We start from the raw sequence: 14106 nt of genomic DNA, 5'->3' as shown, positions 1-14106 counted from the left end.
TTTATTAATTACCTTTTAATCTAGTCCATAAATCAGTTATTAATTTTTTTCCATCACGTTTATCTTTCGGTTCTTCAGTAAAAATTACATTTCCAGAATTATCAACAGTAATTTTATATTTAAAAACAAAATTTTTAGCATTTGGATTGATACTTAAAAGTCCGAACCTTAAATCATTAAAATAAAGTTCATCATCTTTTTTATTGATAGTATACCAACCTTCAGAGATAAAAATCATACGTTTAACAGCTTTATTTTTAGAAAGTTTTCCTAACAAATGATGATTTTTTAGATGTTTTGTAAAAGTGATTGGTTTTGTATCAAAAAAGGAATAATTAGCTAGTAAAAAAGCATTTTCTGTTTGTACGTTGGCACTCCAAAGTATGGTATTTAAAGGGGAAGGTCTTGTATCAATTTCTGAATATTTGATATTTTGATTTTCTAAAGCTTTTTCAAACTGATTAAAAGCTAACCATTTTAATAAAAAAGTTAAGACTAAATAAGAAGAACTGATAATTAATCCCATTTTATTATAAAAAGCACGTTTTTTATTAACTCGCTTTTGTGTCATCGCAAAAATTAAAAATACTAAAAAAGGAAGGGTATAAAGTGGATCAATAACAAAAATGGTTTTAAAAGCTAAGCGGATATCAAAAGGCCAAAATAATTGCGTTCCCCAAGTGGTATGTGCATCTAAAATAGGATGTGTTACAAATGCTAAAAAGAATAACCAAGTCCAATTTTTAAAATTTTTATACTCCTCGTAACGAGTTACAATCCACGTAAAAATAGGAGCAAAGAGCACCGAAAAGATAATGGAATGTGTAAATCCACGATGTATATATAATGCTGTAACTTTATCAGTAAAAAATGATGCGAGCACATCTAAATCAGGAATTGTACCTGCAATTGCTCCGTAAAATATGGCTCTGTTTCCAATCTTCTTTCCTAAAACTGCTTCGCCAACAGCAGCACCTAATATAATTTGAGTTAATGAATCCATATACTACAAAAATAAACGAAGTAGCTTAAATAGTGTAAATAACTTTGGTAAAGCTTTTTTTAAATATAAACTCCACAGTAACAAATGTTACTTATAAAAGTGTATTAAGATAGTAGTTTTGTGGTAACTTAATAGAATAGTACCATGAAAAATAAATTATTAATAGTATCATTTATATTTTTTTCGCTTTTGATAAGAGGGCAAGAGGTGATGATTATTACCAAAAGTGATGTTATTGCTAAAGTAAAAGAAAATAATAATACGCTTAAAATGTCGGAACAAGATATTCTAGCTGCAAAAGGAGATTATAACCAAACCAATGCGGTCTTTTTACCAGATATTACAGCTTCATATACAGGAATAGCAACGACAAATCCGTTAATGGCTTTTGGGTCTAAATTAAATCAAGGAATTTTAACACAAAATGATTTTAATCCTGATTTATTAAATAACCCTTCTCAAACTCAAAATTTTGCAACAAAAATTCAAGTACAACAACCGTTAATTAATCTTGATGGAATTTATCAACGAAAAGCAGCAAAATCAAAATTAAATGCTACTACTTTTCAACATGAAAGAACGAACGATTATATTCAGTTAGCAGTTGAAAAAGCTTATATGGAATTACAATTAGCTTACAAAACTGTTGAGGTTTTAGAAAAAGTACAGCAAACCGCCAACGAAAATAAGCGATTGGCAACTAATAGTTTTCAACAAGGATATTTGCAAAGAGCCGATGTATTAGCAGTTGAAGTTCGTGTAACTGAAATAGCGAATCAATTACAATATGCAAAAAGTGCTATTGAAAATGCGTCTAATTATGTATCATTATTAATGAACGATACTAGTAATCGTATTTTAAAACCATCAGATTTATTGACTGTAACACCTGAAGTTATGGATACTAAAAAATTGTCTGAAAATAGGGCAGATATTAAAGCAATGCGTTTTGCAAAAGATGCCTATCAACAATTATATAAAGCCGATAAAAAGACATTTTTACCTCGTTTAAATGCTTTTGGAAGTTATGAATTATATGATGCTAAAATTTTTAAAACTGGAGCAAACGGTTATTTAGTAGGAATGCAATTGACTTGGGATGTTTTTAAAGGATATAAACGCTTTGGAAAAACTCAAAAAACTAAAGCTACTTTTCAAAAAGCATCTATTGAATTAGAAGAGTATAAGGCTAAAAGTACTGTAGAACTTCATAAAGCAAAACGCTTATTACGTGATGTTAAAAATAACTTAATACTTACTCAATTAGCATTAGCACAATCAGAAGAATCTTTGAGAATTAGAAAAAATAGATTCGAACAAGGTTTAGAAAAAACTACTGATTTATTAGAAGCAGAAACAAAATATGCACAAAAACAATTACAATATTATAACACGATTTTTCAGCATAATTATGCCAACGCTTACGTACAATTTTTAACCAAAGAATAATTTTAAGATGAAAAAATATTTATATACAATCGCACTTGTTTCAGTATCCTTTTTAATAACAAGTTGTGGAAATGATACTAAAAAAATATCAGAAGATATTATAACGCCAATTACTGTAACGGTAAAAAAAGTGGAAGTAATAAATTCAAGTTTATTTGTAACCGCAAGCGGAAAAACTCAAGCTGTACAAAGTGCTGATTTAAGTACTCGAATGATGGGTTTTGTAAATGAAGTTTATGTAAATGTTGGCGATAAAGTAAAAAAAGGACAATTATTAGTCGCTATAAATAACGCCGATTTACAAGCAAAAAAAGCACAAATTAATGCAGGGATTACTCAAGCAAAAGTAGGATATAAAAATGCTGAAAAAGATTTTACACGTTTTAAAAATTTATTAGCTGAAAATAGTGTTTCTCAAAAAGAAATGGATGATATGACGGCCAGTTTTCAAATAGCAAAAGCTAATTTAGAAGCTGTAAATCAACAAAAGAATGAAGTGAATTCTCAGTTTAAATACACGAATATAACTGCTCCTTTTTCAGGTGTAATAACGAGTAAAAATATTGAAAAAGGTGCGATGGCAAACCCAGTAATGTCGTTGTTATCAATTGAAAAACCGAATGAATTTGAAGTAATTGCAATGGTTTCAGAAAGTGAAATTTTGAAAATCAAAAAAAACTCGGAAGCTACTGTTATTATAAAGTCAATCAATCAAAAAATAAAAGGAAAGGTTACCGAAATTAGTACATCAGCAAAAAATACAGGAGGACAGTTTTTAGTAAAAGTAGCACTTGATAAAACACCAATTAAAATTTTATCAGGAATGTTTACTACGGTTCAGTTTTCTACTTCAGAAACAACATCGAAAATTACTGAAAACACAAAAATAAACGCTACAAATAAAATATTAATTCCTAAAAATGTTATTGTTACTAAAGGTCAACTTTCGGGAATTTATACGCTAAGTCAAAGTAATACAGCTGTTTTACGTTGGTTGCGTTTAGGACGTTCTTTTGGTAAAAATATTGAAGTATTATCAGGCTTATCTGCTGATGAAACTTATATCGTTACCGCAAATGGAAAACTTTACAATGGCGTAAAAATTACAATTCAATAATTAAAAACTGCGTTAGGGATAGTAGTGGAAATCCTTTTTTTGCTGCCATATATGGCAAAAAAAGATTGTAACGGATAGCCCGTTTAAACGCCCAAAAATAATAAATAATATGAAAGAAGGTTTAGCTGGTAAAATTGCCAAAAGCTTTATAGGTTCTAAACTTACCGTGCTTTTAATGATCGTTTTTATGGTTGTTGGAGTGTATAGTTCGTTTTTAATTCCGAGAGAAGAAGAACCGCAAATTGATGTGCCAATGGCAGATATTTTTGTTGGATATCCTGGAGCGAGTCCAACAGAAGTAGAGTCGAGAGTGATAAAGCCTTTGGAGAAATTAATTTCGAATATCAAAGGAGTAGAGTATGTGTATGCTACGGCAATGAATGAGAAAGCAATGGTAATTGTTCAGTTTTATGTTGGCGAAGATATTGAACGTTCGTTTGTGAAATTATACAACGAAATTAATAAACATATGGATAAAATGCCGAAAGGTGTTACGTTTCCGTTGATAAAAACAAGAGCTATTGATGATGTGCCAATGTTGGGGTTAACGCTGTGGAGTGAAAATTATACAGGATATCAGTTAAGCCAAATGGCAGAAGAGCTTGAAGGAGAAATTAAGAAGATAAATGATGTAGCAATTACGCATAAAATTGGTGGTAGCGATAGGCAATTACGAGTTGTTTTAGATAAAGATAAATTAGCCTCATCAGGTTTAGATTTTTTAATGGTTTCTGAAATGATTAAGGCGAATAATAGTCAATTAAGTTCGGGAAGTTTTATTAAAAATGATACAGAATTTTTAGTGCAAACAGGTAATTTTTTAGCTTCTGTTACTGATGTTGAAAATTTAGTGGTTGGTATTCAGCAAAATAAACCGATTTATTTAAAGCAAATTGCAACGATTATTGATGGTGCTGAAATTCCTCAAAATTATGTGAGTTTAGGTTTTGGAAAAGCAAGTGAAAAAGTAACAAATTATAAATCTGAATATCCTGCGGTTACTATTTCGGTAGCAAAACGAAAAGGAGCTGATGCGATGAAAATTGCCGATGTAATTTTAGCAAAAGTTGCACATTTACGAACTACTTTAATTCCTGATGATGTACATGTTGAGGTTACTCGAAATTATGGAGAAACAGCTTCGCATAAAGTATCGGAATTATTGTTACACCTTATCGGTTCTATTATTGCGGTTACTTTGGTAGTAATGTTGGCGATGGGTTGGCGTGGTGGTTTGGTAGTGTTTTTATCTGTCCCAATTACTTTTGCATTAACGTTATTGAGCTATTATATGCTTGATTATACGTTAAATAGAATTACACTTTTTGCCTTGGTTTTTGTTACAGGAATTGTGGTTGATGATTCCATAATTATTGCCGAAAATATGCATCGACATTTTAAAATGAAGCGTTTGCCTTTTAAAGAAGCCGCTTTATATGCAATTAATGAAGTTGGAAACCCAACAATTTTGGCAACTTTTACAGTAATCGCTTCTGTTTTACCAATGGCTTTTGTATCTGGATTAATGGGACCTTATATGGCACCAATGCCAATTGGAGCATCTATTGCAATGATTTTATCATTATTTGTAGCCTTAACTATTACGCCTTATTTAGGATATATTTTTTTGAGAGAAAAAGATAAAAAAGGAGCAGTTGAAAAACAAGAAAAACCTTTAGAAGAAACCTTTATTTATAAAATTTATAACAAATATGAACGTCCTTTATTAGAGAATAAAACAAAAAGATGGGCATTTTTAGGAGGTACTTTTATCGTTTTATTAGGAACAATGGTATTGTTTTTTACAAAATCGGTAGCTGTTAAAATGTTGCCTTTTGATAATAAAAATGAATTTCAGGTAGTAATTGATATGCCTGAAGGAACAACTTTAGAACGAACAGGAGTGGTTGCTCAAGAAATTTCACAATATTTAGCAACCCGACCAGAAGTTGTAAATTATCAGAATTATATTGGAACTTCTGCACCGATAACTTTTAACGGGTTGGTACGTCATTACGATTTGCGTGGAGGAAGTAATATGGCGGATATTCAGGTGAATTTAATTGATAAAAATGAACGAACTATTCAAAGTCATGATATTGCAAAATTATTTCGACCTGATATTCAAAAAATAGCTTCAAAATATAATGCTAATGTAAAATTAGTAGAAGTTCCACCAGGACCTCCTGTTTTATCGACTATTGTTGCCGAAATTTATGGACCTGATTATAAAGAGCAAATTAAAATTGCTAATAGTATTCAAGATATTTTAAAAAATACAGATGATGTAGTTGATATTGATTGGATGGTAGAGGATGACCAAACAAAATATCAATTTGAAATTGATAAAGAAAAAGCGATGTTATACGGAGTTGCTCCTAAACAAATTGCCTACACTATGAATATGGCACTTTCTGACCGAGCAATTACGAATTTATATGATGAAAATTCGGTAAATCAAGTTGGTTTGGTGTTGGCTTTAGATGAAAAGGAAAAATCAAGTATTGCGGATATTTCTCAATTAAAGATAAAATCAAAAAATGGAAATATGGTGCCAATTTCTGATTTAGTAAATATCAAAAAAAAAATTGCTCCGAAAAGTATTTATCGAAAAAATCAAAAAAGAGTAGTGTATGTAATGGCTGATATGGCTGGAGAATTGGAAAGTCCTGCTTATGCAATTTTAGGAATGGAAGAAAAATTAAAACAAATTAAACTTCCCGAAGGTTATAAATTAAACGAAATGTATTTAGGTCAGCCAGCTTATGAAGATGATTACACCGTAAAATGGGACGGAGAATGGCAAATTACATTAGAGGTTTTTAGAGATTTAGGAATCGCTTTTTTAGGAGCAATTATTTTAATTTATATTTTAATTGTTGGCTGGTTTCAAAATTTTAAAGCGCCTGTTGTAATGATGGTTGCTATTCCGTTATCATTAATTGGAATTGTTTTAGGACACTGGATTATGGGCGCATTTTTTACCGCAACTTCATTTATTGGGATGATTGCTTTGGCAGGAATTATGGTTCGAAACTCTGTTTTATTAATTGATTTTATCAACCTAAGAATTAATGAAGGAGTGCCTATAAAACAAGCCGCAATTGAAGCAGGAGCAGTACGTACAACGCCTATTTTATTAACCGCAGGAACAGTAGTTATAGGAGCATTTGTAATATTATTTGACCCTATTTTTCAAGGATTGGCAATTTCATTAATGGGTGGAACTATTGTATCAACAGTATTAACATTATTGGTAGTTCCGTTGGTATATTATATGATTGAGCGTAAAAATTATAAGTAATATTAATTTTAAAAAAGAAACAAAATGTTAAATAAATACTTCAGAATTATAGTAGGAACTTTTGTATTATTAAGTGTAGTTTTAACTGTTTATGTAAACCCAAATTGGATGTGGTTTACCGTGTTTATCGGTGTGAATTTAATTCAATCGGCATTTACAAAATGGTGTTTGTTAGAAACTATTTTATCAAAAGTATTTAAACTTAAATAAGTTAATATCATTATTTAAAGAATAAAATCTCATACTTTTTGTGTGAGATTTTTGTTTTATCAGAATTTTAGTAACATCATATTTAAAAAAGTATTTTTGCATTTGTAAGAATATGTAGTGTACTTTTAAGATGATAGAAAATAAAGAATTAGACCTTGCCATTAAATTTATAGAAAAAACAGATAGAAACCTTTTTATCACAGGAAAAGCTGGTACAGGAAAAACTACTTTTTTACATAAAATTAAAAATGAATCGTTAAAAAGATTGGTTATTGTTGCACCAACAGGAGTTGCTGCAATTAATGCAAAAGGTGTTACTATTCATTCTTTTTTTCAGATGCCTTTTGGTCCTATTTTACCAAATCAGATTGAAAACAGTTCGAATCAGCAACGTAAATTTAATAAAACAAAAATTGATATTATAAGGTCTTTAGATTTAGTAATTATCGATGAAATTAGTATGGTTCGAGCTGATTTATTAGATGGAATCGACCAAGTTTTAAGAAAATATAAAAATAGAAATAAAGTTTTTGGCGGTGCACAAGTTTTAATGATTGGCGATTTACAGCAATTATCGCCTGTGGTAAGACCAAATGATTGGAGTTTATTAAAAGAACATTATGCATCGGTTTTCTTTTTTAGTAGCAAAGCATTTCAAGAATCAAATACGGTAAGCCTCGAATTAAAAAAAATTTACAGGCAAGATAATGATGAATTTATCGAAATATTAAATGAAATTAGAAATGATTCTTTGTCACCTAAATCAGAAAAAATATTAAATGAAAGATATAATCCAGATTTTCAACCTAAAAAAAATGAAGGATATATTACATTAACTACTCATAATAAAAGAGCGGATGCAATTAATACTTTAGCATTAGAAAATATAAAAAAGAAAAGCTATTTTTTTAAAGCCGATGTTTCTGGTAAATTCAATGAAAATTCGTATCCAAATAGTGCTGATTTAGAATTAAAAGTAGGGGCTCAGGTTATGTTTATTAAAAATGATAGCTCACCTGAAAAAAGATATTTTAATGGTAAAATTGGAGAAATAAGACTGATTGATGAAGATACTATTTATGTAAAATGTCCTAATGATGATTTTGAAATTGAAACTAAAAAAGAAATTTGGGAGAATATTACGTATTCAATAGATGAAGAAACTAAAGAAATAAAAGAAGATGTAGCAGGTTCTTTTACACAAATTCCTTTGCGATTGGCTTGGGCAATTACCATCCATAAAAGTCAAGGTTTAACTTTTGAAAAAGCAATTATTGATGCAGAAGCTTCTTTTGCACATGGTCAAACTTATGTTGCGCTTAGTCGATGTACTAGTTTGGAAGGGATCGTTTTAAAAACAAGAATTGGAAGTAGTTCAATTATTAACGATAGAACAGTCGATTCTTTTAATAAAAATGTAAATGAAAATGTACCTGATGAAACTGTTTTAAGTGAATCAGAAAAAACATATCAACTTAATTTAATTTCAGAATTGTTTGATTTTAGACCTTTTTTATATCCAACAACTCGAGCTATTGAAATTTTTTATCAAAATCAAACGAGTTTAAATGGTATTATGATTAATCATTTAGAAACCATAAAAGATAATGGAATTATTCCGTTATTAAAAGTAGCAAATGGTTTTAAAATTCAATTACAGCAACTATCGGAAGAAAATATTTTAGCCGAAAATAGCGATGTAATTAATGATAGATTTAGAAAAGCAATTACTTATTTTAAAACTCAAACCGAAGATTTTATAAAAAAACCATTAAGCGGAATTTCATTTTCTACAGATAATCAAGCGGTTCAAAAAGATTTAGAAAAGCAGATTTATACACTACATAATTTATTATCGATAAAATTATATTGTTTTCTGAAATTAAAAGATAGTTTTCATGTAAAAGATTATTTGCAAATTAGAGCAGATGCAATTTTACAAAATGCAGAAAAACCAGTTAAAAAGAAATTAATTTCATCAAGAGATCCTGCTTTAGCAGTAAGTTTACGAGAGTTAAGAGATCAGATTTCGAAGAAAGAAGGAATTCCTCATTTTCAGATTTTTGTTCAAAAAACTTTATATGCAATTTGTGATTCCCTTCCACAAACAGCTCAAGAATTATTGAAAGTTGAAGGAATGGGTAAAATTAGAGTGCAAAAATATGGTGGTCAAATTTTAGATGCAGTTAGTATTTATTGTAAAAAACAAGGTCTTAATCAGAATATTAAATTAGGTGTAAATAAAGTAGGAGTAAAGAAAAAAGAAGTGAAAATCCCAACAAGAGAAATAACTTATAATTTTTTCAAAGAAGGGATATCAGCTAAAGAAATAGCTAAAAAAAGAGGTTTAACATTAAATACTATTGAAACACATTTAGCTAGTTATCTTAGTGCTGGAGATATTGATATACTAGATCTTATGCCTGTAAAAAGGTATAATAAATTATTAAAATCGATAGAAGAGACAGATTTTAAAACTTTATCAGAATTGAAGAAAAAAGTTAGTAAAGAGTTTTCTTTTAATGAGTTAAAAATGGTTTTAATGTCATTGAATTTATAACATTAAAAAGTTAAGAATAAAAAAAACGGAAATACAATTTTTGTTTTCCGTTTTATTATAAGTATTAATTGAGTTTATTTTTCGTTTAAATCCCAATTATATTCTAAATATTTGATGGTTGCTCTATCATTAATAAGTGTATTAGAATACTTATTTATATAGTCTCTTAATGAAGATTTAACTGTAAAATCTTCTAAATACCATTCAAATATTTTAGAAATTTCAATATCATCTGGTGTTATTTGATTTTTATTAGAATCGTTAAGAAAATTTTTCATTAATAATTCTAATGAACTTTCAATGTTTTTTTCTGTAAAAGCAAAATTTGGAAAACGAGGACCAGATTTTGAAGCAGCATTTATAGCTACATGAATTCTAGGGTCATCATGCCAACGACGTAATATTTTGTGTTCAATATGATCTAACGAATATATTTTTTTACCTACAGTTGCAATTGGTATTTTCCATGCATTTTTCCCTTTACGTTTAATATCTGTAATTTTTTTTAAGGGATAGCTATCTACTATCAATTTGATGGTATATGCATTGTATGCATTAATCCAAAATGCTTTAGCTTTTGAAGTACTCCATTTTTTTTGAGGTACAGTTTTTTCTAGATGTTTTAAATATAAATCTAATAAAGCTTTATTTTTTCGTAACCCTTTATAATCGATGTCACCTTCTGTACTAACATAGGTTTTAAGTAGTGCATTAAATACATCTGTTTGCGATTGTGATTGTATGCTAACAAATAATAGTAAACAAAAGAGTATAATAGTTTTTTGCATTTTTTCTGTTTTTTAATGAGTTTTATTCTTTTGACGAATAGTTTTATAAATCATTACAAAATAATTAATTTTAATATAAAAAAAGACCATTCGTTAAGAATGGTCTTTTTTAAGTATTTTATAATTGATTCTATAAATCAAAACCGATATTAACACCTAATTTATTAGCTATTAATTTATTTATTCTTGTTTTAACTTCTGGAATTTTTACACTTTCTAAAACAGTATTTGCAAATGCATACATTAATAATGCTTTTGCTTCTTTTTTAGGAATTCCACGTTGTTGCATATAAAATAATGCATCTTCATCTAATTGACCAATTGTACAACCGTGAGAACATTTTACATCATCTGCAAAAATCTCTAATTGAGGTTTTGCATTAATTGTTGCTTTATCACTAATCAAAACATTATTGTTTTGTTGATAAGCATTTGTTTTTTGTGCTTCTTTTTCAACAATTACTTTACCGTTAAAAACAGCAGTAGAACGACCTCCGTAAATACCTTTATAATCTTGATGAGATTCACAATTAGGTTCAATATGATGTACTAATGTATGATGATCGATGTGTTGCTTTCCTTCAGAAATTGTAATACCTTTTAAAATAGAATCGATATGTTCTCCTCTTTGATAAAAGTTTAAGTTATTACGAGTAATATTTCCTCCAAAAGAAAAAGTATGTACTGAAACAACATTATTTGATTTTTGTTCAATATAAACATTATCAACTAATGAAGCATTTTTATCATCATTTTGAATCTTATAAATATCTACTGTTGCATCTTTAGCAGCATATATTTCTGTTACCGCATTTGTTAAAACAGGGTTAGATGTTAAACTTTGATGACGTTCAATAATTTGCACATGTGCATTCTGTTCAGCTACAATTAAATTACGAGGTTGCGTCATAATAGCATCCTCACTACCTGTAGTAAAATAGATTATTTGTATTGGTTTTTGAACCTCTACATTTTTAGGGATATTAATATAAGCTCCTTCATTAGCAAAAGCAGTATTTAACGATGTTAAATTATCTTGCTTAGCTATTTTATTGAAATATTTATCAATAACAGCTTTATATTTAGGTTTTGTTAATGCAGATGACATTAAACAAACATCAATAGTATCGTGTGTAGTTTCTGATAAAAAAGAACTATATTTTCCATCGATAAACACTATTTTATAAGTGTCTATATCATGAATAAAATATTTTTTTACATCAGCTAATTCTACAGCAGCTTCCGAACTAGGAAAAATACTATAATCTTGTTTTAATACCGATTTTAAAGAAGTGTATTTCCAAGCTTCTAATTTCTTAGTTGGGAAACCTAATTCTTCAAAACTTTGTAATGCTTTCGTTCTAATATCATGAATATCAGAATCCATATCTACGCCATTTTCAAATGCTACGTATGATGCGGTTAGTTTTTCTTTTAATTCCATTTTTTTAAGAATTAACTTCTTCTTTAATCCAATCGTATCCTTTAGCTTCTAACTCTAAAGCTAAAGAAGCATCACCAGATTTTACAATTTTACCATCGTATAAAACGTGTACAAAATCAGGAACGATATAATCTAATAAACGTTGGTAATGTGTAATAACAATTACTGCGTTGTCTTTCGATTTTAATTTATTAACTCCGTTAGCAACAATACGTAAAGCATCGATATCTAAACCAGAATCAGTTTCATCTAAGATGGCTAATTTAGGCTCTAACATTGCCATTTGAAAAATTTCATTACGTTTCTTTTCTCCACCAGAAAAACCTTGGTTTAAAGAACGAGATAAAAATTTACGGTCTATTTCTAATAATTCTGATTTCTCACGAATCATTTTTAACATATCTTTTGCAGGCATGTCTTCTAAACCTTTGGCTTTACGATTTTCGTTAATCGCTGTTTTAATAAAGTTAGTAACAGAAACTCCAGGAATTTCTACAGGATATTGGAAAGATAAAAATACGCCATTATGAGCTCTTTCTTCAGGAGCTAATTCACTAATATCTTCACCGTTTAAAGCTATTGATCCATTAGTTACTTTGTATTCTTCTTTTCCTGCAATTACAGAAGCTAAGGTACTTTTACCAGCACCGTTTGGTCCCATTATTGCGTGAACTTCTCCTGCTTTAATTTCTAAATTCAATCCTTTTAAGATTGATTTATCATCTATGTTAGCGTGTAAATTTTCTATTTTTAACATGGTTATATATCTTTGTTATTGGCTATTAACCAACGCTTCCTTCTAAACTAATTTCTAATAATTTTTGTGCTTCTACAGCAAATTCCATTGGTAACTTATTTAGTACATCTTTACTAAATCCGTTTACGATTAATGCAATTGCTTTTTCGGTATCAATACCACGTTGGTTACAGTAAAATAATTGGTCTTCACCAATTTTACTTGTAGTTGCTTCGTGTTCTATTTGTGCCGATTTATTTTTTGTTTCAATATACGGGAACGTGTGTGCACCACATTCATTACCCATTAATAAAGAATCACATTGAGAAAAGTTACGTGCATTTTCGGCACGTGGTCCAATCTGAACTAATCCTCTATAACTGTTTTGTGATTTTCCTGCAGATATTCCTTTTGATATAATGGTTGACTTAGTATTTTTACCTAAGTGAATCATTTTAGTACCAGTATCAGCTTGCTGATAATTATTAGTTACAGCAATTGAATAAAATTCACCAACAGAATTGTCTCCTTTTAAAATACAACTAGGGTATTTCCAAGTTACAGCAGAACCTGTTTCTACTTGTGTCCAAGAAACTTTTGCATTTTTTTCACAGATAGCTCTTTTAGTTACAAAATTGTAAACACCACCTTTTCCTTCGGCATTTCCAGGATACCAGTTTTGAACAGTAGAATATTTAATTTCAGCATCATCCATGGCAATTAATTCAACAACTGCGGCGTGTAACTGATTTTCATCTCTACTTGGTGCTGTACATCCTTCAAGGTAAGAAACATAACTTCCTTTGTCAGCAACTACTAAAGTTCTTTCAAACTGTCCTGTTCCTCCTTCGTTAATTCTGAAGTAGGTTGATAATTCCATAGGACATTTAACACCTTTTGGAATATAACAGAAAGATCCATCAGAAAAAACTGCTGAATTTAATGCTGCATAAAAGTTGTCTGTAGTTGGAACAACAGTTCCTAAATATTTTCTTACTAATTCAGGATGTTCTTGAATAGCTTCAGAAATAGGCATAAAAATAATACCTTTTTTACCTAATGTTTCTCTAAAAGTTGTTGCAACAGAAACTGAATCTACTACAATATCAACAGCTACATTAGCTAATTTTTTTTGTTCATCTAAAGAAATTCCTAAACGTTTAAAAGTGTCCAATAATTCTGGATCAACTTCATCTAAACTATTTAATTTTGGTTTTTCTTTTGGAGCTGAATAGTAAGCAATGTCTTGAAATTTTGGTTTTTCATAATGAACATTTGCCCATTCTGGTTCCTCCATTTCTTGCCAAACTTTAAAGGCTTCTAAACGCCAATCAGTCATCCATTGTGGTTCGTTTTTCTTTTTAGAAATAGCACGAACTACATCTTCATTTAACCCTTTTGCAAAGGTTTCACTTTCTATGTCAGTATAAAAACCATATTCATATTCTTTGGTTTTTAACTCTTCTCTTAAATCGTCTTCGGTATACTTGCTCAT

The 14106-nt window shown here is 29.3% G+C and carries 10 protein-coding genes; 5 read left to right on the top strand and 5 right to left on the bottom strand.

The features are described 5' to 3' along the window. Positions 1 to 4: 4 nt before the first annotated feature. On the bottom strand, positions 5 to 1003 hold the full coding sequence (locus AB0T67_RS06480; protein WP_369219636.1) for a metal-dependent hydrolase: 999 nt from the start codon (positions 1001 to 1003) through the stop codon (positions 5 to 7). Positions 1004 to 1147: 144 nt separating this feature from the next. Here AB0T67_RS06480 and AB0T67_RS06475 point away from each other — a divergent pair, with 144 nt between their 5' ends. The 5 genes from AB0T67_RS06475 (at position 1148) to AB0T67_RS06455 (ending at position 9643) form a co-directional block, all read left to right on the top strand. Further along, positions 1148 to 2452: a TolC family protein gene (locus AB0T67_RS06475; protein ID WP_369219635.1), complete on the top strand. Its 1305-nt coding sequence runs from the start codon at positions 1148 to 1150 to the stop codon at positions 2450 to 2452. Positions 2453 to 2459: 7 nt separating this feature from the next. Next, entirely contained in the window at positions 2460 to 3569 is a 1110-nt protein-coding gene (locus AB0T67_RS06470) for an efflux RND transporter periplasmic adaptor subunit (RefSeq protein WP_369219634.1), read from the top strand. A gap of 109 nt (positions 3570 to 3678) precedes the next feature. After that, positions 3679 to 6873, top strand: a complete 3195-nt coding sequence (locus AB0T67_RS06465; RefSeq protein ID WP_369219633.1) for an efflux RND transporter permease subunit — start codon at positions 3679 to 3681, stop codon at positions 6871 to 6873. A 24-nt stretch (positions 6874 to 6897) separates the two neighbouring features. Beyond that, positions 6898 to 7083 (top strand): YgaP family membrane protein, encoded by a 186-nt coding sequence (locus AB0T67_RS06460; protein ID WP_369219632.1) that lies wholly within the window; start codon positions 6898 to 6900, stop codon positions 7081 to 7083. 130 nt (positions 7084 to 7213) lie between these two features. After that, entirely contained in the window at positions 7214 to 9643 is a 2430-nt protein-coding gene (locus tag AB0T67_RS06455) for a helix-turn-helix domain-containing protein (protein ID WP_369219631.1), read from the top strand. A 74-nt stretch (positions 9644 to 9717) separates the two neighbouring features. Here AB0T67_RS06455 and AB0T67_RS06450 read toward each other — a convergent pair whose 3' ends face one another. From AB0T67_RS06450 to sufB, 4 genes are all read right to left on the bottom strand, one after another. Further along, positions 9718 to 10431, bottom strand: coding sequence for a DUF547 domain-containing protein (locus AB0T67_RS06450; protein WP_369219630.1), 714 nt, complete (start codon positions 10429 to 10431; stop codon positions 9718 to 9720). Positions 10432 to 10561: 130 nt separating this feature from the next. Then, positions 10562 to 11875, bottom strand: a complete 1314-nt coding sequence (gene sufD, locus AB0T67_RS06445; protein WP_369219629.1) for a Fe-S cluster assembly protein SufD — start codon at positions 11873 to 11875, stop codon at positions 10562 to 10564. A 4-nt stretch (positions 11876 to 11879) separates the two neighbouring features. Beyond that, on the bottom strand, positions 11880 to 12632 hold the full coding sequence (gene sufC / locus AB0T67_RS06440; RefSeq protein ID WP_369219628.1) for a Fe-S cluster assembly ATPase SufC: 753 nt from the start codon (positions 12630 to 12632) through the stop codon (positions 11880 to 11882). A gap of 25 nt (positions 12633 to 12657) precedes the next feature. Then, entirely contained in the window at positions 12658 to 14106 is a 1449-nt protein-coding gene (gene sufB, locus AB0T67_RS06435) for a Fe-S cluster assembly protein SufB (RefSeq protein ID WP_369219627.1), read from the bottom strand.

The organism is Tenacibaculum salmonis (assembly GCF_041053065.1).
In the GTDB taxonomy this organism is placed as follows: Bacteria; Bacteroidota; Bacteroidia; order Flavobacteriales; family Flavobacteriaceae; genus Polaribacter; species Polaribacter pacificus_A.
This window is presented reverse-complemented; position numbering and strand designations above follow the sequence as displayed.